Here is a 25,793-nt window from a genome sequence, read left to right on the forward strand (position 1 = left end):
GCCGCTGAATGTGGCCATTTTTTGATTATCTAAATTTCTATGTTCTTGAAGCCTAATGGAATGCCTTAATGAAAATAAAAAAAATACATATTTTAGGTTATCGACGATTAAAAGATATTGAACTCAGTATGGATGATAATATTACCTTTATCGCTGGAGCGAATAATTGCGGTAAAACATCCTTAGTTGAATTATTTGATATTCTTTTTGGCAAAAAGAACATGAGTTATGACGACTTTTCTATTCGTGAACGCACAGACTGGCATAATCACATATTTTCATCGATTTGGGACGAGTTGGATATCACAGATAATAAAGAAGAAAATTTAACTGAAAAAGAAAAACATCAAATTAAACAAGAGAATCTAACTATAATTGGTAAGCATATTTTTCCAAAAACAGATACTAAAAATTCTATACCTCCTTCTATATGCGTTAAGATTCAAGTTGATTATGAAGATTCTGATGATATTCGCAATTTTTCAGATTATTTGATGGATCTTGATTCAAATAAGCGCAGTTTTTTCTTCATCTACGAATGTTCTATTGATGAAACGTTGTTCAATAAAAATTTAGAAAAACAATATACTAAGTTACTTTCTAAGTTCACATACTATAAAAATAAAAATGATGGAAAGAATGCACTTAATAAATTTTTATCATGGATTTTTTCAATTTCCTTAAAAGAAAAAACATATTATTCTGATGGTAGCTATAACAAAAACCTCAACAACGATAATCAAAACCCCAACTCACCAGACTTTCAAAGACTATTTAATTACTGCAACATATTTGCTAATCGTATATTAGACGATTCAAATACAGATAAAAATAAAACACTTAGCAAAAATATGATTGCTATTGCCAGTGAAGATAATAAATGGGATCAAAAAACGCCTAAACTGGCAGATAAAATATTTGAATCCCTTCAAGAAACTAAAATTGAAGACATCATTCAAGAAACTTCTTTAAACTTATTGAAAGAAGCAATAAATACAATATCAGAAACTAATGGTGGTCATACTGGTGAATTATCTTTAGAAACAGACATTTCTGAAAACGCTATAAGAGGCTTTATTAAAAATATTATTCACGCTCAATATAAACTAAATGATTGTCAATTAGATGAATCATCGCAGGGATTAGGATACAGTAATCTTATTTATATTATTTTACAAATTGAAAAATATAAGAAATCAATTGATCCTCTAAAAGTAAATTTTTTCATGATTGAAGAGCCTGAAGCACATATGCATCCTCAAATGCAAAATGTCTTTACAGATTATCTACGCATGTATTGTGGCACACAAAAAATCCAGTACATTATTACTACTCACTCAACTGAAGTAGTCCGGGGTGCAACGGAAATATCCAAATTAAGAGTTTTGCGTCAAAAAGATAAATTTAGCTGTAACTTTTTTGATTTAAAAAAATTCTGTACTTCACTTTCCTCGCAGATAGATGAAAAAGACGCTAAAAATTTAATTGCATTTTATAATTTCTTTTTCACTATCAATTTCCCCGATATGATTTTTGCTGACAAAATTCTAATGTATGAAGGCGATACAGAACGAATGTTTATAAATCGTTTATTATTACTTGAAAAGTTTAAGTCATTAAGGCAACAGTACATTAGTTTTGTTCAAGTTGGTGGCGCATACGCACATAGTTATAAAAACTTAATAGAGTTTTTAAAAATAAAAACGGCCATCATAACTGACATTGACTATGAAAAATGTGCTAATGATTTAGATACAATTAAAAAATCTAAAACTACAAATGCAACAATTAATTTTTTTGCAAAACAACATTTAGAAAAAAAAGAATTAACAATTTCTGAGCTATATGATTGGCAAAAAAAGTCTGCTGAACAAAATCAGAAGAGAATCATTATTGATGATTTAACTTACTTAGCTTTCCAGGGAGAAAAAGATCATTATTCCAGAACATTAGAAGAAACTATATTGGCTAAATTATATGAGCAGACTCATAAATCAACGATTAATGTTTATGACATGAAAAACAAAGATGAATGGAAAAAAATTAAAGAAAAGAACAAGTTTAAATTTTCAATCCCACAGAAAAAACAATTGAGTATTAGAGATATAGTTAATAGTCAATCATTTAAGAAAACAGATTTTATGTATTCTGTTTTATTGAATTCTCAATTGGAACCTAAACATAAAGATAGTATTGAAAATATGCTTCCAAACTATATTGAGGAGGCATTAGAATGGCTTGCCAAGTAAAAAAAGAGTGCTTTTTAGTGAATGCTCCAGCAGGAAGTGGCAAAACGACAAAAATAAAAGCAATGATCAAAGAGCACACTAGTGTTCATCCAAAAGATAATATTCTATGTATCACCTACACTAACCGTGCAGCTGATGAGCTATTAAAAGATATTTCTTCCAAAAATGTTTTTATTAGTACTATTCATTCATTTTTGAATAAATTTATATCCCCACATTTTAGCTCTAAAGAAGTATTGGACTTGTATTGTGACCAATATGCAGAGGAAATTCAAAGAAGAATTGATAGTCACGATCCTAACATAATCGAAAGTAGGAACAAATATATAGAGAAACTTAGCGATAAAGAACTTACTCCTGAAAAAATTCGACAGAATTTAACTAAGCTATATTACAATGAATCATCCTTCAACTCTCTTTTCAATGGTGGATTATCACATGATAGCTTAATCCGTTTTTCAAAAGTGATTATAGACAAATTTCCGATTATACGAAAACGAATTGCATCAAAATACCAATTAATTTTTATTGATGAATATCAAGATACTAGCGCTGATGTACTCCGTCTGTTTTATGATTGTGTCCAAAATTCTAATACCAATCTTTATTTATTTGGCGATAGAATGCAGCAAATTTATAACAACTACGATGGCTCTTTCGAGAACAAATTAAAATATTTTAATAGAAGTCTGCAATTAAAAACCAATTTTCGTTCTTCAACGACCATTATTAAATTACTGAACAACATATGTAATGATACTGATAATGAACAAAAAACACCGGAAAATAAAAAAGATATAACACAAGATATTCAGCCCAAAGTGATTATTTGTGATGATGTTAACACAAAAAGAGAAGAACTACAAAAAACGGGGGAAGATTTTCTTGTATTATATTTATTGAATAGAGAAAGATTTAGTAAAATTGGAACAGAAGATCTTTTCAGTGCTTTTACCAACATGGAAAATTATAAATTTGGGAAAAAGAACAGTGTTGTAGATGTATTAACATCACATTATACAGATAATCCAGATATACTTATGAAATTACTATTTTTAATAGTAAATCTCTCTGATAACTACGATAAAAAACATTATGGTTTTATTATTCAAAAAATGAAAAAATACCATAAAATTTTTGATCCTGAAGCTTGGAATATAAAAAAACATACAGATAAACTAAAATTGCGTGAACGTTTAGAAAAAGCTTTTTCTATTTTAAAATCAAAAGGTTCTATTGACCAATTACTTAATATATTGTGTGTAAACTCTATCATCAGAAAAGACTATATTGAGAAAATAAAAGAAGAAAACGAATATAAAAAAGTTCTTAATGTCTCTATTAGTAAAGTTATTTTGTTGAATGACTATTTAAACAATCCAAAAGTATCAACTCAGCATGGCGTTAAGGGTGAAAGTCACAATAATGTTATTTTTGTTGCTGACGATAACGCGAATCTATCTGTGAACATGTATGACTTTTTAAAATTTTGGAGCGAAATTAATTTATCATTAAAACATTTTCAAAAATTATATTCTCCTTACTTTATTGCAATCAAAGAGTTAGAAAAAAAATTCAACTGTAAGGTAACAGATTTAAAAAAAGAATCGTTTGCTAAACACAAAGATCTATTAGTTGAAAAAGCAAAAGAATATCAAAATATATTTGGAAAAAATGATATTTGGAGTAAAATTTATACTGAAAAATACGATTCTTTTTTAAAGAAACCAAATGTTGATAATTCAAAGTCATGCTTTACAACAAAGCCATTAGAAAGCATATTTCAGGCTTATAAATTATTCTATGTAGGGTGTTCAAGGGCAAGAAGTCAGTTAATAATTCTTCTTGAGAGAAAGAAAATGGGCAATAATATCGAAATCGAAAAACAAAAAGAGAAATTTGAGAAGATTGGTTTTATAATCTCTGAAGCAGAAAAAAACATGTAAACAAATCAATGTCATTGCCATCTTAACAAGAGAACTGTTTAGACAATCACTGAGTTTGGTAGTAAAGCATCCTATGGATACCATCGTTTTTTGTCGACATCGTTTAAAATCTCATATATTTTTATTTTGAATATCAAAATTCCAAAAAAGTGATTCCGCTGGTAATCTACAGTTTGTTTTCGTATAGATGAATGAAGCCGTTGAACACACTATAGTAGAATGTTCTTTTACCGTTATTTTGTAGCTTATATTCCTTTCGGCATAAATGAATAGTTCATTATCGATTTTTGTTTATTAAAAAAATCCAGTTAATCTATTAATATAACCGAGTTAACGAGACTTATCAGAAGTTAATAAAAGCTAAATTCTTATTCCCATTCAATGGTGCCGGGAGGCTTTGAAGTGATATCGTAAACAACACGATTGATCCCCCTCACCTCATTAATAATACGTGCGGCTGCCTTGCCCAAAAATTCCATATCATAGGGATAAAAATCAGCCGTCATACCATCTACAGAAGTTACAGCACGGAGAGCACAGACAAATTCATACGTACGCCCATCGCCCATAACACCAACCGTCTGAACAGGAAGAAGAACAGCAAAAGCCTGCCAAATTTTGTCATAAAGGCCAGCTTTACGAATTTCATCAAGGTAAATAGCATCCGCTTCACGCAAGATTGCTAATTTTTCACGCGTAACAGCACCCGGACACCGAATAGCAAGGCCCGGTCCTGGGAAAGGATGGCGGCCAATAAACTGCTCAGGTAATCCTAATTCTCTTCCCAAAGCGCGGACATCATCCTTAAACAATTCACGCAATGGCTCTATCAGTTTTAAATTCATCCGTTCCGGCAATCCACCCACATTATGATGGCTTTTAATTGTGACCGCTGCCCCAATAGCTGAAACACTTTCAATAACATCTGGATAAAGCGTTCCTTGCGCTAAAAATTCTACACCACCAATCTTTTTGGTTTCCTCTTCAAAAACCTCAATAAAAAGGCGACCAATCGTTTTGCGTTTTTTCTCTGGGTCCGTTTCACCTTCCAACGCATTAATAAACAGATCAGCAGCATTCACGTGAATAAGCTCTATATCATAATGATCGCGAAATAATGTAACAACTTCTTCAGCTTCATTCTTACGCATTAATCCATGATCGACCAAAACGCATGTCAGTTGATCGCCAATTGCTTCGTGCAATAATATCGCCACAACCGATGAATCAACCCCCCCAGAAAGACCGCAAATCACACGACTTTTTCCGACCTTCTTGCGGATTTCTGCAATAGCCTGATCCCGATAAGCAGCCATTGTCCAATTGCCTTTAATGCCAGAAATTTTATAAACAAAATTTTGCAAAAGTTGTTCACCATCAGGTGTATGAACTACTTCAGGATGAAATTGAACGGCATAAAAACGCCGTTTCTTATCAGCGATCGCAGCATAAGGAGCACCTTGTGATGTTCCGATAACCTGGAAACCTTCTGGCAAAGCCGTTACACGATCGCCATGGCTCATCCATACCGGATAGCGCGATCCCTTTTCCCAAACACCATCAAAAAGAGCACTCTCTTCTTTGACATCCAAAAAAGCGCGTCCAAATTCACGCTCATGCCCGGCCTCAACTTTTCCACCAAGTTGAACACACATCACTTGTTCGCCGTAACAAATGCCAAGAATAGGAAGACCCACTTCAAAAATGTCCATCGGAATACGTGGAGACCCCTCATCAACCGTTGAATAAGGGCTGCCTGATAAAATAATCGCTTTAGGCTGAACGCGCTTCATCCCCTCTAAAGCCAATTGAAAAGGAACTATTTCGGAATAAACACCCATTGCGCGTACACGACGCGCGATAAGCTGTGTCACTTGTGAACCAAAATCAATGATAAGAACAGTGTCTGAATGCAATGTGCTCATAGAAAACCAATCAATAATTGCGTAGCCAATATCTAATAAGGTTTATTATTCAATCATTATTTTTTCACAAGCCTATAAGCATAAAAAAATGTTATTCTCATAAAATTACGAGATAAAAAGCATAAAAATGTGCATCAATGCTTCTTTTGCAGAATCGCTAAAAAGAAACCATCTGTCTTTGTTGTTGCCGGTGATAGAGTCAACCCATAATTTGAAAAGGTAGGCTGTACAGTCGAAAGACTAAAATGTCGCTGCCAAAGTGCGTACATATTTACTGGATAGAAATTGGAATGTTGTTGAAGAAAACGCAACATTTGCTCTTCATTCTCATCATGAAAAAGAGAACATGTAATATAGACTAAACGCCCACCCGGTTTAAGATAAACCAATGCCTTATTTAAAATATCACTTTGCTCTGCTTGACGGCGCTTCACCTGTTCTCGTGTCAAACGCCATTTCGCATCTGGGCGACGACGCCAGGTTCCTGTCCCACTACATGGTGAATCCAATAAAACGATATCCATCTGACCGACTAACGGTTTTAATTCTTCATGCAATCGCGGCTGTGTATTCCGAACACCAGCCCGCCGAAGACGATCCAAAATAGGAGCCAAACGGGCTTTATCCGCATCATAAGCATAAATTTGCCCCCGATTGTCCATCTGAGCAGCTAAAGCCAATGTTTTTCCGCCAGCGCCTGCACAATAATCCAATAACTGCATACCTGCTTTTGCTTCTACAAGATGAGAAACAATTTGAGACCCCAAATCCTGTATTTCAAAATGCCCCTTTTGAAAAGAAAGCTCAACCTGAACATTGGGATGACGATCAAGCTTTTCAATCGGTGCGATCCTTAATGCTTGTTGAAACCATGAAAAAGACTCAACATTGTGTTTTGCTAGTACCTTGAGCACCTTCTCTGGTGTTGCCTTCAAACTGTTCACACGTAAATCTAAAGGAGGACGTGTTGCTAAAGCAGCAGCTTCAACAACCCAATTGTCAACAAATAAAGGCTGTAGATGAGCTTCACACCATTGAGGAATATCAGCACGAATATAATCTGGTGCATCCTCTAACTGACGGTGTTGCCATGATTGTCGCTGCTTAGCCCCTAATAACGGTAAAGCAAATCGATCTCCTTCTAAAGCACGATCAATCTGTTCAATTGTCATCGCTCCAAAATCTAATAAAGTGCCAAAAACAATATCCCGACTATCACCACTATCCATACGCCATTGCAATGAATAGCGTCGCCTTAAAGCGTCATAAACGATTGTACCAATAGCTGCACGATCATGCGATCCAGCAAAACGATGGGAAATTCCCCAATCTTTCAAAGCTTCGCTTGCAGGACGATGTCGTACCTCTATCTCTTCTAGAACATCTACTGCCGCCCGCAAACGCCCACCCAATTGCATCTATTTCTCCTATTCAATTTGTCTATAAGATTCTGAATAATTTACCAGACAAGCAAAAATTACTTTTTTCACTGCAAACGATCATTTTAAAGATATTTCAAATATTAAAAACAAAATAATTCGAATGCTGTAATTGAGAATGTTTTATAATTGAACACTATGAACCATTATCTCTATAATCTGTCGCTGTTCACAAAGATTCTGAATAATTATACGAAAAAAATATGAAGATATAATACAATAACAAAATCCCTATGCACTCTTAAATTTATGCAAAACTGTGTACAACCTTAAACCGTGAAATCTACATGAACAACGCTTTGGTCAGTATACGTATAGGAACAAAGCTTGGAGAAATGATTTTTCATAGCTTACCATCATCCACAACTTAACCTCAGTACCTACTCATAAACGCGTTTGTCATCTTTCCAAATGCGCATCTTTTATTTAATCTCAAAACTTAAATCATCATCGATCATCACACCCTTTTTAGTGATGATAACACAGCATTATAAGGCACTTCGCATTCGTAAAACTGCATTTAGCAAGCTTAATAAATAGCTCTCAACATAAAATGGCTAACACCACATAACACACTATTTTCCTGAAAAAACATGCCTGCAAATATTATATCAATGCATTTCATTATTTCAAAACATCAATGAACTTTTTCAAAAATTATTGGAACTACTCTTGAGCACAATCGTTTTTTCCGTACTGGCACATGCCAAATAATTAAAAAGGAGAAAATAATGAATAATCATAATAATGGGAAAATGGCTTCTTCCAAAAGCAGTCAGCCTAAAATGCCTTCAAATACTCGAAAAAAATCTTGCCATAGTGACTATGCTAACGATAACAAACGAGCACAAAAAACTAATCCTGTATATACAAAACGCTAAACTACTTCCTTAAAAAATTCTGGAAAGAATTGGATATTGATACTCCAATTCTTTCCTTGTGCATGTCTAAAATAGCTATATAGAGGGGTGCTTTTAAAAAACCATAGCGTCTTTCTATATTATTTTTAAAAAAAATTTTTCATTCCAATGAACAATAACTCTAAATTTTACATCTTAACGGGACCACAATAATTCGGACTTTCTCGCGTAATGGCAACACCATGTGTGTGGCTTTCATGAAGGCCAGCATTTGTGATACGAACAAATGTTGCTTTTTCATGGAACTCACGTAAATTTTTTGCCCCGACATAACCCATCGAAGCACGTAAACCACCAGCCAGCTGGTGTAGAACTGATGCTATAGGACCTTTATATGCAACCTGCCCCTCAACACCTTCAGGGACCAATTTAAGTTCATCGCGGACTTCATCCTGAAAATAGCGATCTGCTGATCCCCTCGCCATAGCACCAATCGACCCCATACCACGATATGCTTTAAAAGACCGCCCCTGATAGAGATAAACCTCACCGGGGCTTTCTTCTGTTCCCGCTAAAAGAGAACCGATCATAGCAGCACTTGCCCCACCTGCTAAAGCTTTGGCGAAATCGCCAGAAGCTTTGATCCCACCATCTGCAATAACAGGAATACCCGCTTTATCAGCAATTTCTGCAGCTCCCATAATGGCTGCGAGCTGAGGTACGCCGACACCAGCCACAATCCGCGTTGTACAAATAGATCCAGGACCAATACCAATCTTCACCGCATCTGCACCACTATCAATCAATGCCTGTGTTGCTTGTGGAGTCGCCACATTACCTGCAATGACAGGAACAGATAGCGTCATTTTCTTGATACGTTCGACTGTCTCTAACACACGTTGAGAATGCCCATGAGCCGTATCAATCACCAACAGATCAACACCAGCATCAATTAATCGCTCAGCTCGCTCAATTCCATCATCTCCTACACTACTTGCAGCTGCTACGCGCAAGCGACCTTGAGAATCTTTGGCAGCATTTGGATTTAATTGTGCCTTTTCAATATCTTTAACCGTCACTAAACCAACACAGCGACCTTGTTCATCCACAACCAATAACTTTTCAATGCGGTGATAATGTAAAAGATACTTCGCTTCATCCATTTGAACATTTTCACGTACTGTGATCAAATTTTCATGTGTCATCAGCTCATAGATTTTTTGTTTTGGATCTGAAGCAAAACGGACATCTCTATTGGTCAAAATGCCAACAAGTCGACCAGTAATTCCACCATGAGAATCATTTTCCACAACTGGAATGCCCGAAATACCATGAGAACGCATTAAAGCTTTTGCCTCCTCAAGTGTAGCATCTGGCCCAATAGTGACTGGATTAACAACCATGCCCGATTCAAACTTTTTAACCTGACGGACTTCTTCTGCTTGCTCTGCAGGAGACATATTGCGATGAATAACACCGAGACCACCAGCTTGAGCCATAGCAATCGCTAAACGCGATTCTGTCACGGTATCCATTGCAGCAGAAAGTAATGGCAAATTCAGTTCAATATCAGCTACGATACGTGTTCTAAGATCCACTTGACTAGGCATAACAAGAGAGTGACCTGGCTGTAAGAGCACATCATCAAATGTCAATGCTAATACACCCGTTCTTGTTTCAATAATTTTTGCCATAGCTCTAAGTTCCTTAAAACAGCAAAATACCGCAAATAGCTTCTAAGATGCAATTACGGTCCTCATAGTACAGTTCTTATAAGTTGTGAATTAACGATAGATTATGCCACGCTATAAATAAAATGAAAAGAGAAATAAATATTTTTCCCGATATACAATCTATAGCTGTGATTCAATAGGCAGCCAACTGATTACTTTTGTAAATGCGCGACGCCACAAATTGCTTTCAGGGTCACAATCAACACTGTACTGTTTTTCATTTTCGGTAAAATCCCAATAAACACGATTATTATCACCAAGACGTAAATGATAACTCATTTCACCTGTTGTTTCTTCAGAAAAAAGTAAATCTAACCGAGCAGTAAGCGGTGCACATTCAAAAAGAATGCCCATTTCTGTATTCAGCGAAGCTGATCGAGGATCAAAATTAAAAGATCCAATAAAAGCCGTTTTTCGATCAATTAAAAAAGCTTTTGTATGTAAACTTGCCCTACTGGATCGAAACAACCGAAATCGATGTGATCCCCCTTCTGGTTTTAATTCATAAAGCTTAACGCCACCTTTCAACAACTCTTTGCGATAAGGCACATAACCACTGTGCACAACTGCAACATCCGTAGCCGCCAAAGAATTAGTCAGAATCTTTACATCAATACCTTTTGATACCAAATTTCTTAAATTTTGAGTGCCCACTTTACCAGGAACAAAATAAGGAGATGTAATCTGTATCGTTTTTTGAGCGCTCCCAATAACCCGTGAAAGTGCTTCCAGTAACCAATTCCCTGCTTTCTTGCGCAATGCCTTTTCCGGAGGATCAGAAAGAACATCAACTTTATCCGCTAAAAATAATCGCTTTCCAGCCTGAATAAAATATTCAAAATGAATGTGCTGGTTGATATAATCCAAATAGCTTCTTGCAACATTGGAATTACGAAATGTCCGTAATTTATCCTTCCACTTTCCAAGATCACTTGCATTTTTTGGAACAACCAAAGTACGAATTGGTAAAACAACTGCACTATTCCAAAAGCTATCAAAGATAGTTTCCACTTTTTTAACCGATGGACCAATTAACATAAGATCTAAATCTCGAAAACTCGATTTTTTACCTGCACCCAAATAAGAATCTGCAAGATTCCTACCCCCGACAAAAGCTATCCGCCCATCTACAATAAAAGCTTTATTATGCATTCTACGCGTCACAATAATTGCGCGCAATATCATTTCTAAACCGCGGCGGAACCTGCCATTACGTGCTCGACCTGGATTAAACATTCTAACCTCAATATGAGGATGTTTATCAAGTGCAACATAAGCAGGATCACGCCCCTGCGCATGAATATCATCCAAAAGAAGGCGCACCCGCACACCACGATCAGCTGCTTCCACTATTTCACTGAGTAATAACCGCCCCGTTAAATCATCATCCCATATGTAATACATTAAATCTAGACTACGTCCTGCCTGTGCTGCACTCATCGCACGAACATAAAACGCATCTAAATTATTGACAATGAGCGACAGAGCATCTTTATCAACCCCTAGACCATTTGTCTCTTTTGCCAATTGACACACTATACGATCAAGCTTAGTTTCATTTTCCTGAACATGAAATGCATAAGAACATTCCCCTCTAGCACTTTGAGCAAAACGACCATAAGTATAAATTGCAAACGTAGACGCTACAAAAAAAAATAGGGTAAAACTGATAACAATTTGGAACAGAGTCAAAAAGATAAACTTTCTATTTTAAACCATCACACTTCCCATAAATACGAACCACGCTATTAAAATCAATGGTCTCACCATTCCAAATTACATAAAAAACAGAAAGCTACCTTTCACTTAAAAAACCATAAACATAGCATTCATATATCTAGAATTCTGAATCTGATGATAAAGAATGTGAGTGTTATTCCTATCATATGTCAGTACAATCTAAATCAAAGAGCCAAAATCCTCACAAGAGAATAGAGCTGAGTGACGTACCATCAGAAAATATTACACACATTGAATGTAAAAAAATATCACCTGAAAAAATAACCAAAAACGCTTAAATGCTATAACAAACAATATTCTCTTTGAAATTGAAATCCCTTAAGTGATGGATCAAAAGCTATTCTCCTTCTCTGAGAAGCATATTTCTTATGAATGTGGATCTGTCGCAGATTTTTCACTTCCGGTCTGGAATATTTACCGCCTTTAATTCGGCTATTTTGCGATAAAGCGTAGAACGCCCTATATGAAGACGCCGAGACACCTCACTCATATGTCCCTTATAATGCTTAACCGCTTTTTCAATAATATCACGCTCTATATCAGAGAACATACGAACATGACCATCAGCATTTAAAAATTGTATAGATTGTGTTTCATAGTTCTCTTGAACATCACTATAGATAACATTTGTTTTACCAACGAATGGATGCCCCATTAATTGTGAAAAATCCCGAACAGTTAACAATGGCCCCTCACTAAGTAAAACCGCACGAAACAACAAATTCTCAAGTTCGCTACGATTACCAGGCCAATCATATTGCATAAGCAATGCAATAGCTGAACCTGACAAACCATGCACATGTGATCGCCCTGTTTCAGTAATGATGCGGTCAATCAAACATTGTGAAATCTCTGGGAGATCATCTCTCAAGTCTCGCAAAGATGGAGCATTGATGGACAATTGGGAAAACTGCTCAAATAAACTGCGCAAAAAAAAGTTGTCCTCAACTAAATCGGCAAGCCGCGATGTCGAAATGGCAATGATACGAAAAGACGGTTTCGATTCCTTTGTAGCCTTTGCTCTCTCTTCAAGATAATGCGCAAAACGCTTTTGTTGTAGAGGCTCAAGTCGATCAATATCACAAAGGCAAAGTGTGCCCTTGTCAAGAGAAGAAACCAATGGCAAAAATTTTTCAAACCACAAGCGGTTTTCTTCTTCTGGATCAACACTAGCCAAGCACTGAAAGCGGATAAAAGGACCTTCTGATAACAAACCTTCATGGTGAATAATACGCGCTAACGTCTCACGACCCGTTCCTACTTCACCTTCTATCAAAAGATTCTGTAAGGAAGTCGCGGCTTTTTTTGATTGCTCTAAAACCACCTGCATTGCTCGGCTTTTCATATAAAGATCAGCAAATCGTAAATGATTTTCACTATGTCGCCGGATATAATGAACCTCACGCTCCAATGCTGAAATACGAGCGAGATTATTCAGGGTAACTCTCAATCGCAGTGGTGTAACTGGATAAACCCAATAATCAATAGCTCCAGCTTTTAAAGCCCTTTGAAGCAAATCTTGATTATCTTGCTTTGCAATAACAATAATAGGGGCAGAGACACCTGCAGATTTAATCGTTTTGATTACATCACTCACACTAAAATCGCTCATGACAACATCAAGCAACGCAAGCACAATACTTTTACGTCTATGTAAAAGATCAATCGTACGTAAACCATTTTCTGCTTCAATAACTCGGTAACCAAGACCTCGAAGCGTATCCGTAAGCTCTACACGCCTACCGTGGTCTTCACCTGCAACAAGAATGGGACCAATCATAATGTCAATAATCTCCTTTGAGACTACTAAGCACACAAATGTCGGCACCATTAATATGGGTATCACTGCAAATATGGGTGGCATTGCAAACCATAAGAATACATTTTACCTCTTGTGCATGAAAAACTGCCTCTGTCTGATTGTTATTAAAATACAACATTAAGGCATTTTTTTATAATTTTTTGATTTTGCGTTGATTTTCATCAAAAGTTTTATATTGACTAATGGCGAAACCGAACAAAGTTAAAATTGGACAGTACAGAAAAACAGATAGAGTGAATAAATGAGAAATACCTGCCGTAGTTTGTGTTTTATAGTCGTCGCGATAGCATTAGTCGCGTGTGAATTTTCGCAATATAGTGAACAATACCTACCGGTACAAAATACATCGATTAAAATTGATGGTGAATGGGTTGATGAAAACGGTATTATTTCTTCTTTCCGCAATGGCATTTTTGAAACGCGAGCAGCGGATACAAATGAAAGACTATCCGAAGGTTCTTACCGTTATACCGATGATCACCATGTAGAAATTGAGATGCGCTCAATTCTCCGTGGAACAATATCTCTGGTACATTGTACGACATCAAATAATAAAACACAACTTTTCTGTACATCACGTTCGGGGTTGCAATTTTTCCTTCAACGCAACACTTATAAATAAGGTCTCAAAGCCTCTGTTCTATAAAACATAGACAGCAATGACATCATCAGAACTCATCATACAAAAATGACCATGATTAGCTTTTACAGCATACACAAAAAAGGCCGCCGCTCTAATCGAAGCTAAAGGTGCAGTAATTTTTGTACCTTTATATAAGCGCTCCTTTACCAAAACCAGTAATCGCTAGATGACCTATAGCATTCTTAATGATTTGAACGGCTGCACAAACTAAAAGAGAATGAAAAATACATAAGAAGAGGTGTTCAAGACCTTCAACCTCTTTTTTTGCTAATAATAGCTCTTACTGCTAACGTAAGACCGCACCTAACAGATTAGAAAACTGAATCATCAGAACAAAACTTGGTCAATAAAATTACACGATAGATTTATATTATCTCTCGACTTCAATAGTTTCAAGTAAGTTTTTCAATGAAACAGAAACCTGCTGCTTCATATCGGCACGCGCAAGAGCGAATGCAACATTAGCTTCAATAAAACCAGCTTTAGAACCACAATCAAAAGTGTGTCCTCGTAACTGAAAACCAAAAAAATCCTGCTTATTTGAAAGCTGCATCATTGCATCTGTCAACTGAATTTCATTCCCAGCTCCTCGTTCTTGTTTGGAAAGAATATCAAATATTTCTGGCTGTAAAATATAACGTCCATTGATGTATAGATTAGATGGAGCAGTGTCTTTTGTTGGTTTCTCTACCATTTTTATGATTTCAAAACCATTTGCAACCTGTTTTCCTTTTCCAATGATACCGTATTTATGAACCTCTTCCGGATTACATTCCTGAACCGCAATAATATTTCCCCCACCTGTTTTTTCATAAAGAGTAATCATCTCAGAAAGGCAACTTTTTTCAGCTTGCATCAACATATCTGGTAATAATAAAGCAAAAGGCTCCCTTCCCACTAACTCACGCGCACACCAAAGAGCATGTCCCAGCCCCAAAGGTTGCTGTTGCCGCGTGAAAGAAGTCATACCTGGTTGAGGCTGCAAATCTTGTAAATGCTCAAGTTCTTCTTTTTTGCCATGTTCAGCAAGTGTTGTATATAGCTCAATCTGAGCATCAAAATAATCTTCAATCACCGCTTTATTACGTCCAGTGACAAAAATAAAGTGTTCAATGCCTGCTTCACGTGCCTCATCGACAACATATTGAATAACAGGCTTATCAACAACAGTCAGCATTTCTTTTGGAACTGTTTTTGTGGCTGGAAGAAAACGAGTACCAAGGCCTGCTACAGGAAATACTGCTTTACGGATTTTATGCACTCTTACTACCCCCACAAACTCTATGAGACCTTCTAGCCCAATTGATCATATTTCTTTACTTAAAAGTTAGAAAAATATCTTATGATCTCAATTGCTATTATAACAGACAAGAAAAGGATGCAATAAAATATACATTGGTCAGAATACTTCTCCATTGCAAACAATCCAACCTTTCTATCTAACTTGATAACAAACTCTGCTAAACCAAATACAAAGGTAAAATTATTGAACATCCAAGCACTTGAACATTGATGGAAATCAAAAAATGAAAAAAATGGACTTTAATGTATTCTCCCCTTTCAAAAAAAGAATAAACTGGAGAATAGTTATTATTGGCGTAGTATCTATTCTTTCTGTTTCTTCAATGCTTTTTATCTCGCTTGCACACGCCGATGATGGCTTTAAACGCTGGATTAATGAATTTAAAAAAATAGCCTTAGCCAACGATATTTCATCTTCTACATTTGACATAGCTTTTAAAACCATCAACGAAATTGACCCAGAAGTTTTAGAAAGAGCAGCATATCAACCAGAATTTGTTGATCCAGCATGGCACTATTTTGACAATCGGGTTCATGATATCGCAATTATGGAAGGACAACGCCAACATAAAAACTGGGAAGAATGGCTACACAAAATTGAAAAACGTTTCGGTGTTAACCGCAATATCCTTCTTGCTATTTGGTCAATGGAAAGCAACTATGGAAAAATCCTAACCAATAAAAGTATGATGCGCGACATTATCCGCTCACTAGCAACCTTAGCCTATGCTGATCCGAAACGTCAAAAATATGCGCACACACAACTTATTGCAGCCATGAAAATTCTACAAAATGGTAAAATTCATCGCTCGCAACTCATCGGATCTTGGGCCGGTGCATTAGGGCATACGCAATTTATTCCGAGTAGTTATCTTGCCTATGCTGTTGATATAGATGGAGATGGATTCCGCGATATTTGGACATCAATTCCAGATGCGCTCGCTACAGCAGCTAACCTGCTCCACATGAATGGTTGGAAATCTAATCTTCCTTGGGGATTTGAAGTCAAATTACCACAGGGGAAAAAACTCCCTAAAGAATGGCTTTCCTTTAAACAATGGACAGAACTGGGTGTGCAACATGCACGTGGTAAACCTTTTCCTTTTTCATCTGAACAAGCAATATTAAAGTTTCCCGATGGGCCAAATGGACCTATATTTTTGGTAACAAAAAATTTCTTTGTTCTTAAACGTTATAATAATGCAGATCGCTATGCTTTCGCTGTTGCTCTTCTATCTGATCGTCTTTCTGGACATCCCGAATTGGTTCAAAACTGGAATCGACCATTTAAACCTATTACTTTCCAAGAGCGTATAGAATTACAATCACGTTTAACGGCACTTGGTCATTATAAAGGCGAAATTGATGGCAAAATTGGCTCCGCTTCCCAAAAAGCAATTCGAGCTTTTCAGCTTCGTCATGGCTTAGAAGCAAATGGATACCCAACCCCTGAAGTTCTTTCACTTTTGAGAAAACAATAATCTGGAGTAAATTCCATGAACCGTTTTCACCTAATGTATTTGATTTGCCTGCTTTTTTCTACTCTTGCCTTTATTGTTATACCACCACCACCAAGCCAGGCACAAAACTTTTTTGAATTTTTGTTCAATAAAAAACAGGAGAAACCACAGCAACAACCGCAAATTATAGACCACACAATATATCAGCCACAAAAAAAGACTGTAGCGCAGAAAACTCTACAAAAAAAAGAAAATGTAAAACGAGTTCTCATCATAGGAGATTTTGTAGCTTCTATCGTTGCTGTTGAACTTAAAAAACGTGTTACTGATAAGACTGATATAGACATTATAAACAATGCAGTACCTGCATCTGGCTTAGTTAGAACTGATTACTATTCTTGGAAAAATGATCTGCCTAAAATCATCGATCAGAATGAACCTGACGCCATTGTTATCATGATAGGCGCAAATGATAATCAACCAATTGCAACATCGAACGGCCTATTAAGTCCTGTTCAGCCAGAATGGATAAGCATCTATAAGCAAAGAATTATCGAAATTGTTAAAATTCTTCATCATACCAGAAAACCATGGATATGGATGGGACAACCTGCTTTGAAAAATCAAAGCTTAACACAACAAATGCAAATCTTTAATAAACTCTATAAGCAAGAAACAGAAGCAGCAGGAGGATATTTCGTCGATATTTGGGATGGATTTATTTCCGCACAAGGCCAATTTTCTCTTTCAGGTTATAATTTAAATAAAGAAACCGTCAGATTACGCACCGATGACGGCATTAACTTTACCCCTCAAGGAAAACAAAAACTTGTTTTCTATTTAAGCACACCATTAGACACCATTCTAAACGCTTCCATATTTTCCTATGAAAATATACGTCCAACCAATGTCAGAACCCAAAATATATCACAAAAACCATATAATATTGAACGCCAACCACCAATGAAACTTGCTGATATGGCGAAACACGATACTCATTTACTTTACAAAATAGATCAGAGTCTAATACAAAAACCGTGGTTGCGCAAAAATGGCCACCAAATTAATAGAGCCGATAATTTTTCTTATCCATAACATCTTTGCAAAAGATAAAGTCTAATTGTTAAAAAGCGGCACAGTATCATCCATACCGCTTATACTTTACAATCCACGTTTTTGAATCATTGCTTCAGGGGAGGGCAACCGCCCCCGGAATGCTTTATAAAGTTCTTCTGGATCACGACTCCCTCCAGCGGAGTAGATAAAATACTTCAACCGATCCGCAAGCTCTCGATCAAAAACATCACCCGTTTCTTCAAAAGCCTGAAAAGCATCAGCATCAAGCACCTCTGACCATAGATAAGAATAATACCCCGCCGCATAGCCATCACCCGAAAACACATGCAAAAAATGCGAAGGACGATGACGCATAATAATTGTTTCTGGCATCTTCAACTTATCTAACTCCTCCTGCTCAAATTTTGTTAGGTCAGCCACTGTTATACCTTTATGAAAAGCCATATCCACTAAAGCCGATGAAGTAAATTCAACAGCAGAAAAACCAGCATTAAATGTCCGTGCTGATAAGATCTTGTCTACCAGAGATTGCGGCATAGGCTCTCCTGTTTTCACATGTGTAGCATAAGATTTTAAGACCTCTGGTACAGTTAACCAATGTTCGTAGAGTTGAGAAGGAAGTTCAACAAAATCACGCGAAACGGATGTTCCTGAAATAGATGGCCATGTTACATCAGAAAGCAAACCATGCAATGCATGCCCAAATTCATGAAAAAGTGTACGTGCATCATCAAGAGATAAAAGAGCAACCTCCCCTTTGGGTGGTTTTGCAAAATTACAAATATTGTAAATGATGGGATGTTGTCCATTCCCCAACTTATGCTGAGATTGTAGACAGCTCATCCATGCGCCAGACCGCTTTGAAGAACGTGCGAAATAGTCGCCAATAAAATGCCCAAGCAAGCTTCCATCAGATTTTTTAACTTCCCACAAACGTGCATCAGGATGCCAAAGTGTCAAAGCGGTTTTTTCTTCAAATGAAATCCCAAAGAGTTTCTCTGCCACCGCAAAAGCGGCTTCAATCATGCGATCAAGCTGGAAATAATGTTTGATCTCGGATTCGTCGAAAAAGAATTTCTCTGCACGTAATTTTTCAGCATAATAACGCCAATCCCAAGCTGCTAAGGGTTCATTTCTTCCTTGATGTTCTGCAAAATTTTGTAATTCAGTCTGTTCGTTAGCAGCCTTGGTTCTCGCTCTTTCCCATACAGGCATAAGCAAATTCATAACAGCCTCAACGCTCTTAGCCATAGTATTATCTAGCTTCAAATCTGCAAAGGATTGATAACCCAGCAATTGAGCTTTTTCATTCCGAAGCTTGATAACCTCCACAATAATTGCTCGATTATCATTATCATTGTTATTTTCACCGCGTTTAGCCCAAGCTTGAAATGCTCTCTCACGCAAATCGCGACGATGAGAGAACTTCAAAAAGGGTTCAACAATCGAGCGCGCTAATGTCAATGCATAGGTTCCATTATGTCCCTTTTCACAGGCAGTTTCCTTCATTGAAGCAATGAGATCATCCGGCAAACCAGATAAATCCATTTGCTCTAAAAACAAAACCCACTCAGCCTCATCTTTTAAGACATTCTGACCAAAAGTAGCCCCTAAAAAAGAAAGCTTTTCATTGATTTCAATAAGACGTTTTTTGCCTACTTCATCCAGCTTTGCACCATTGCAAACAAACCTTTTCCACCACAATTCAAGTACACGCGTCGTTTCACTGTCATATACACCCTGCTGCGCTTGTGTATAGAGCGCATCCATTTTCATAAATATCCGCGTATCCATTATAATTTTTGAAGAATAACGCGATAGCTTCACAACAAATTCTTGTTCCAATTGCTGAATCAATGCATTGCTCTGTACACCCGTAAGCAAGAAAAATATTGAACACACACGATCGAGTGCCTTGCCCACAAGCTCAAGAGGCTGTAAAAAGTTGTCAATCGTTGGCTGTTCTTCAACAGCTGCAATTGCTTCGATTTCTGCTTCGGCTTCTTGAAGAGCTTGTTCGAAAGCAGGTTTAAAATCGTCATCACTTATTGAAGAAAAATCAGGAAACCCTGACAAGCCTTGCCAATCCAACACCGCTGATTTTGTCATAATATTCTATGTCTCCATTATAGTTTTAAGAGGAAACAACCCCCTCTCAATACAAATTGATGATATACGGTTTAATAAGACTTTAAAATAACCTCGTGTGTCTCAAAGCAGTTTTTTAAATCCATATTTGATACAAACAATTAAAAACAAAAAATTAGTCTAGTAGGATAAACCAAAGATAAACAGCTCTATTTATTTAACCAATGAAATTGTTTATAGCTCGTAATCTATCCTTGATTTTATTTAAAATATTAACAATTAGAAATATAATTGAGAAGAATTTGTTTTAAGTTTTCTATAAATTTTAAGTGACCCCCTATCCGATTTATTTTATCCATATATCTGGATCCATAATTTCCTAGTCCTTTAGAAGGTGCTGCATCATGACTGAAATCAAAACAACCTTCGACTTCACAAATTTATCTACTGAAGCGATAGCTGAAGAACTAAAAAATCGTCATTTTGCGGACTCAATTGACGTACTCAATGATCTCGATATTATGGAACGCGTAACCATTCTCAGTCTTTTGCCACTTGAGTACGCGATTGAACTCTTTGACAAGCCAGAACTTGAACAACCAGCAGCTATTCTTGAGCTTCTTCCTATCCATCGTTCTGTCGAAATTCTTGATGGTATGTCCGCAGATGCCGCTGCGGATGTCTTTCAAGAAATGGATCAAGAAACACGCACACGGCTTTACGCCCTGCTCAAACCCTTAACACGAACCGAACTAAAAAAACTTACCAGTTATCCCGATCACACAGCTGGTGCATTAATGACAACAGAATTTATAGCGATCCCAGCAAACTGGACTGTCAAAAAAACGCTAGATCACATTCGCGAAGTCGAACGAACACGCGAAACCGTTTACACAAGTTATGTTATTGATCCTAAAACAAGTACACTTCTTAAAGCTGTTTCACTCCGTAACCTTATTCTCGCCTCACCTGACGATAAAATTCTAGATGTCTCAACACATGAGACACCCGTTACCATATCCCCTTTCACAGATCATGAAGATATTGCACGCCTTTTTCAGCGCCATGATCTGCTCTCTGTGCCAGTTATTGATGACAGCAATCATGTCATTGGAATTGTAACAGTTGACGATGTGCTCGATGCCATGGTCGATGAAATGAGTGAGGATGCCTATAAATTTGGGGGTATGGAAGCCCTCAATAAGCCATATATGCAAATCAATTTTTTTGGAATGATGAAAAAACGCGGTGGCTGGCTCGCCTTACTGTTCATCGGCGAAATGTTGACAGCCAGCGCTATGCAATATTTTGAAACAGAACTCGAAAAAGCCATCGCCCTTACATTATTCATCCCTCTTATTATGAGTTCAGGAGGAAATTCCGGTTCGCAAGCAACATCCCTTATTATTCGCGCATTAGCTTTACGTGAGCTGACACTTAAAGATTGGTGGAAAGTCATCGTTCGTGAAATCCCAACAGGAATATCTCTTGGCCTCTTACTTGGAATCATAGGAATTATGCGCATTGTTTTCTGGCAACAGCTCGGTATCTATGACTATGGTGAACATTGGTTTTTTATTGCTATAACAGTGGGAACAGCGTTGGTAGGAATCGTTATGTTCGGTTCTTTGGCAGGCTCTATGCTGCCCTTTATCCTTAAACGTCTGAATTTTGATCCAGCGAGTGCATCAGCTCCCTTTGTAGCAACCTTAGTGGATGTCATGGGCATTGTGATTTATTTTTCTGTTGCTTCACTCATTTTATCAGGAACACTCCTTTAATGCGCAAAAAATACATTCAATGCAACCTGATCTCTTCTATGCAGAAATCAGATTGCATGATTTATTTCTTTCAGTGCACACTCTGATATGAAGTATACAAGCAATACAAAATGATACCCTACAATAAAATAAATTCTCCGTAATAAGCTTATATTTCAAAGAAACAACGCATTTCAAAACTTCTAAAAAATAAAATTGTAGCAAATGCAAAAAATTTAAAAATATCTTCTTTATAAAAAAAGTTCTTCCCCTTCCCAAATTATAAAAAAACCTGTAAAAGGCTTTTCGTATGAAAGTTTTTTTATAAAAAACCGTAAAAGACTTTGAACCGTAAGGTGAAGAATATGAAAGCTTTGCCTCACATGAGATTCCATTAAACGAAAAGAAAAAATTTATGCAATTGCGTAATATTGCCATTATTGCCCACGTTGACCATGGCAAAACAACACTAGTAGACGGGCTGCTCAAACAATCAGGAAACTTCCGCGATAATCAACGCACAAGCGAGCGTATGATGGATTCAAACGATATCGAAAAGGAACGCGGTATTACAATTCTAGCAAAAGCAACATCCGTTGTTTGGAAAGATACGAGAATTAACATTGTTGATACTCCCGGGCATGCTGACTTTGGTGGAGAAGTTGAACGCATTCTTAATATGGTCGATGGAGCAATTGTTCTTGTTGATGCAGCTGAAGGCCCCATGCCACAAACCAAATTTGTGGTTGGTAAAGCGTTGAAAGTAGGACTACGTCCTATCGTTGCCATTAATAAAATTGACCGGCCTGATGCACGTGCAGATGAAGTTATCAACGAAGTCTTTGACCTTTTTGCCGCTCTTGATGCAACCGATGAACAGCTTGATTTTCCCATTCTTTACGGATCAGGTCGCGATGGATGGATGGCAGAATCCCCTGAAGGCCCAAAAGATCAAGGGCTAAGTTCTTTATTTGATCTCGTGCTCCGCCATGTCCCTGCACCAGCTGTTGTTGAAGGACCATTCCGTATGATCGGAACTATTCTTGAAGCCGATCCGTTTTTGGGGCGGATCATCACAGGTCGTATCCATTCAGGATCTATAAAACCCAATCAAAGTGTCAAAGTTCTTGGACAAGATGGAAAACTTTTAGAAACGGGACGTATTTCAAAAATTTTGGCATTCCGTGGACTAGAACGGCAACCCATTGAAGAAAGTAGTGCCGGTGATATTGTCGCAATTGCAGGTCTACAAAAAGGCACCGTTGCGGATACTTTCTGTGATCCTTCGGTCAATGAACCGCTCACAGCACAACCCATTGATCCTCCCACTGTTACTATGAGCTTTCTCGTAAATGATAGCCCTCTTGCAGGAACGGAAGGAGATAAAGTAACAAGCCGTGTTATTCGCGATCGTTTGTTGAAAGAAGCAGAAGGCAATGTCGCTCTTAAAATTGAAGAGTCAGCAGATAAAGATTCCTTCTATGTTTCAGGACGAGGAGAATTACAGCTTGCAGTTCTGATTGAAAATATGCGCCGTGAAGGTTTTGAGTTGAGTGTTTCTCGTCCACGCGTGGTGATGCATAAAGATGAAAACGGAACAACTCTTGAACCAATCGAAGAAGTTGTAATCGATGTTGATGAAGAATATTCTGGAACCGTTGTTCAAAAAATGTCAGAACGCAAAGGTGAAATGGTGGAACTCCGCCCCTCTGGTGGTAATCGTGTACGCCTTGTTTTCTACGCACCAACGCGAGGGCTTATCGGTTACCAATCCGAGCTTTTAACCGATACACGAGGCACAGCAATATTGAATCGTCTCTTCCACGCTTATGAGCCCTATAAAGGAGAAATTGGCGGCCGTACCAACGGTGTTATGATTTCAAATGATAATGGCGAAGCCGTCGCTTACGCACTTTTCAATCTTGAAGATCGTGGACCTATGGTGATCGATGCGGGCGTTAAAGTCTATCAGGGGATGATTGTTGGCATCCATTCACGCGATAATGACCTAGAGGTCAATGTTTTAAAAGGAAAAAAACTAACCAATATGCGTGCTGCTGGAAAAGATGAAGCCGTTAAATTGACTCCTCCCATCAAAATGACCTTAGAACGTGCCCTCTCCTGGATACAAGATGATGAACTTGTGGAAGTAACGCCTAAAAATATTCGTCTACGTAAACTCTATCTCGATCCAAATGAACGCAAGCGGTTTGAAAAAACACGTTCATCAATGTTAATCTGATGATGATTTCTTTGGCCAAATATTCCGTCGTATTTGGCCTAACTTTATTTCGGAAAGGATATTTACATGAATATTAAAGAAATACCTATTGGCAATAATCCACCAGAGGACATCAATGTCATCATCGAGGTCTCTATTGGTGGCCATCCCATAAAATATGAGATGGATAAAAAATCCGGAGCGTTATTTGTTGATCGTTTTCTCCATACGCCAATGGTCTATCCTGGAAATTATGGTTTCGTTCCCCATACATTGTCAGAAGATGGTGACCCGATTGATGTTCTTATCTGTAATACCCGTCCGCTCATCCCCGGTTGCGTCATTAATGTTTGTCCAATCGGTGTTTTAGTTATGGAAGACGACGGTGGTAAAGATGAAAAAATTATCGCTATCCCTACTCCAAAATTAACGAAACGATATGTCAGCATTCATAATTATACGGATCTTCCTGAAATTACATTAAAGCAAATTGAACATTTCTTCGAACATTACAAAGATCTTGAACCCGGGAAATGGGTTAAAATTGAAGGTTGGCGTGATAACGATATTGCACGTGAATTGATTAAGCAAGCTATTGAGCGTGGAAAAAAATAATACTTTACGTAAACAAAGCCTATTGAGGAGAATAATCTGCTTCTTAAATAAATAGGCTTTTATCTTTTTCTTATATCAGGACTGCTATCATTCATGAACGAATAATTAAAAATCGCTTAGAAATCGAACTGAAAAAAAATGGAACACAACCTCGTTCCAACTCTTAAACAAAACCTAATCCAAATCTTTAAAAGATTAGATAAGATACTGTAAGAATAAAAGTTTTACAGAGTGGAAGCCCAAGAGGGTATGTATACCCCTATAGCGAAAGCGAGGGGCGTAAATGATGTGTGAACCAATTTTATTAGACCTCACATTTTTATGAATTAAATAAAGAATTAAAGATGCAAAATAGTAAAGATTTTGACTATCATTGAAGTACTTAGCAAAAGCTAAAAAGGGTTAAGTATATATATCATACGTATGGTTTATAGGCTACTGAGCATCAGCATTTTAGTTATTACAGCTTATGAATGACTGATAGATATGCTGAAAGGGATTAAGGAATTAATTTCCAGTTTGTAGAAGTAAGAAGGAAGATGCTTAATTTTGCAATGGTTTAAGATTGGAGATGAGCATAGTGTTGTATAGAGGTACGATCTCTTAAGGCCAACAATATCTGCTCCAGATCTTTTAAATATCCTGAAAAATAGAGCTGTTTATAGCGTGATGTTGCACCACTTCTCAGAGAAATACAAGAAGAGGGTATTTTCCATTGTTTTGCCAAAAATTTAATTAATGCTTTATTTGCCTTTCCATCTTCAGGAACCACACGAAGACGTATAGCCAAATGCTGCTTTCCGTCGTCTCTGCTTTTAACTCCAATAATGCTGTCTTCTGAAGCCTTGGGAGAAAGATGTACAAATAGCAGTAACCCATTGGCATCAATCTGATAAAACATTATGTTTCGCCT

At 37.1% G+C, this 25,793-nt stretch carries 17 protein-coding genes; 9 read left to right on the forward strand and 8 right to left on the reverse strand.

What is annotated here, in order from left to right; genetic code table 11:
* Positions 1 to 68: 68 nt before the first annotated feature.
* Positions 69 to 2,249 carry an AAA family ATPase gene (locus NPX98_RS03425; protein WP_269022668.1) on the forward strand — a complete coding sequence of 727 codons (2,181 nt, stop codon included), beginning with the start codon at positions 69 to 71 and terminating at the stop codon, positions 2,247 to 2,249.
* Positions 2,234 to 4,195, forward strand: a complete 1,962-nt coding sequence (locus NPX98_RS03430) for a UvrD-helicase domain-containing protein (RefSeq protein WP_269022669.1) — start codon at positions 2,234 to 2,236, stop codon at positions 4,193 to 4,195. Before NPX98_RS03425 ends, NPX98_RS03430 begins: the two co-directional genes overlap by 16 nt.
* 368 nt (positions 4,196 to 4,563) lie before the next feature.
* On the opposite strand, the gene guaA is transcribed toward NPX98_RS03430, so the two are convergent.
* Positions 4,564 to 6,120 (reverse strand): glutamine-hydrolyzing GMP synthase, encoded by a 1,557-nt coding sequence (gene guaA, locus NPX98_RS03435; RefSeq protein WP_269022671.1) that lies wholly within the window; start codon positions 6,118 to 6,120, stop codon positions 4,564 to 4,566.
* Positions 6,121 to 6,254: 134 nt separating this feature from the next.
* Positions 6,255 to 7,538: an RsmB/NOP family class I SAM-dependent RNA methyltransferase gene (locus NPX98_RS03440; RefSeq protein ID WP_269022672.1), complete on the reverse strand. Its 1,284-nt coding sequence runs from the start codon at positions 7,536 to 7,538 to the stop codon at positions 6,255 to 6,257.
* 752 nt (positions 7,539 to 8,290) lie between these two features.
* Between NPX98_RS03440 and NPX98_RS03445 the strand changes: the two genes are divergently transcribed.
* A complete protein-coding gene (locus NPX98_RS03445) occupies positions 8,291 to 8,440 on the forward strand; it encodes a hypothetical protein (protein WP_269022673.1) in 150 nt (49 codons plus the stop codon).
* Between the two features lie 167 nt (positions 8,441 to 8,607).
* Here the strand turns inward: NPX98_RS03445 and guaB are convergent, their stop codons facing one another.
* From guaB to NPX98_RS03460, 3 genes are all read right to left on the reverse strand, one after another.
* Positions 8,608 to 10,113 carry an IMP dehydrogenase gene (gene guaB, locus NPX98_RS03450; protein WP_269022675.1) on the reverse strand — a complete coding sequence of 502 codons (1,506 nt, stop codon included), beginning with the start codon at positions 10,111 to 10,113 and terminating at the stop codon, positions 8,608 to 8,610.
* A gap of 159 nt (positions 10,114 to 10,272) precedes the next feature.
* Positions 10,273 to 11,844, reverse strand: a complete 1,572-nt coding sequence (locus NPX98_RS03455; protein WP_269022676.1) for a phospholipase D family protein — start codon at positions 11,842 to 11,844, stop codon at positions 10,273 to 10,275.
* Positions 11,845 to 12,286: 442 nt separating this feature from the next.
* The gene (locus NPX98_RS03460) at positions 12,287 to 13,672 is read right to left on the reverse strand and encodes a sigma-54-dependent transcriptional regulator (protein WP_269022677.1); all 1,386 of its coding nucleotides are present in this window, start codon (positions 13,670 to 13,672) and stop codon (positions 12,287 to 12,289) included.
* Between the two features lie 283 nt (positions 13,673 to 13,955).
* Between NPX98_RS03460 and NPX98_RS03465 the strand changes: the two genes are divergently transcribed.
* Complete coding sequence (locus NPX98_RS03465) at positions 13,956 to 14,336, forward strand: hypothetical protein (protein WP_269022679.1); 381 nt, start codon at positions 13,956 to 13,958, stop codon at positions 14,334 to 14,336.
* Between the two features lie 391 nt (positions 14,337 to 14,727).
* Here the strand turns inward: NPX98_RS03465 and galU are convergent, their stop codons facing one another.
* Entirely contained in the window at positions 14,728 to 15,618 is an 891-nt protein-coding gene (gene galU, locus NPX98_RS03475) for a UTP--glucose-1-phosphate uridylyltransferase GalU (RefSeq protein ID WP_269022680.1), read from the reverse strand.
* Positions 15,619 to 15,883: 265 nt separating this feature from the next.
* On the opposite strand from galU, the gene NPX98_RS03480 reads away from it, so the two are divergent.
* Together NPX98_RS03480 and NPX98_RS03485 are read left to right on the forward strand one after the other, a co-directional pair.
* Positions 15,884 to 17,140 (forward strand): lytic murein transglycosylase, encoded by a 1,257-nt coding sequence (locus tag NPX98_RS03480; RefSeq protein WP_269022681.1) that lies wholly within the window; start codon positions 15,884 to 15,886, stop codon positions 17,138 to 17,140.
* A 15-nt stretch (positions 17,141 to 17,155) separates the two neighbouring features.
* Positions 17,156 to 18,214, forward strand: a complete 1,059-nt coding sequence (locus NPX98_RS03485) for an SGNH/GDSL hydrolase family protein (RefSeq protein WP_269022682.1) — start codon at positions 17,156 to 17,158, stop codon at positions 18,212 to 18,214.
* A gap of 66 nt (positions 18,215 to 18,280) precedes the next feature.
* Here NPX98_RS03485 and NPX98_RS03490 read toward each other — a convergent pair whose 3' ends face one another.
* Positions 18,281 to 20,305, reverse strand: coding sequence for a M3 family metallopeptidase (locus NPX98_RS03490; protein ID WP_269022683.1), 2,025 nt, complete (start codon positions 20,303 to 20,305; stop codon positions 18,281 to 18,283).
* Positions 20,306 to 20,688: 383 nt separating this feature from the next.
* On the opposite strand from NPX98_RS03490, the gene mgtE reads away from it, so the two are divergent.
* The 3 genes from mgtE (at position 20,689) to ppa (ending at position 24,880) form a co-directional block, all read left to right on the forward strand.
* Entirely contained in the window at positions 20,689 to 22,065 is a 1,377-nt protein-coding gene (mgtE, locus tag NPX98_RS03495) for a magnesium transporter (protein WP_269022685.1), read from the forward strand.
* A 394-nt stretch (positions 22,066 to 22,459) separates the two neighbouring features.
* Positions 22,460 to 24,286, forward strand: a complete 1,827-nt coding sequence (gene typA, locus NPX98_RS03500; RefSeq protein WP_269022686.1) for a translational GTPase TypA — start codon at positions 22,460 to 22,462, stop codon at positions 24,284 to 24,286.
* Between the two features lie 66 nt (positions 24,287 to 24,352).
* A complete protein-coding gene (ppa, locus tag NPX98_RS03505; protein ID WP_269022687.1) occupies positions 24,353 to 24,880 on the forward strand; it encodes an inorganic diphosphatase in 528 nt (175 codons plus the stop codon).
* 559 nt (positions 24,881 to 25,439) lie between these two features.
* Here the strand turns inward: ppa and NPX98_RS03510 are convergent.
* On the reverse strand, positions 25,440 to 25,781 hold the full coding sequence (locus tag NPX98_RS03510) for a DUF167 domain-containing protein (protein WP_269022688.1): 342 nt from the start codon (positions 25,779 to 25,781) through the stop codon (positions 25,440 to 25,442).
* Positions 25,782 to 25,793 lie beyond the last annotated feature (12 nt).

Source organism: Bartonella sp. A05 (genome assembly GCF_026930145.1).
In the GTDB taxonomy this organism is placed as follows: domain Bacteria; phylum Pseudomonadota; class Alphaproteobacteria; order Rhizobiales; family Rhizobiaceae; genus Bartonella.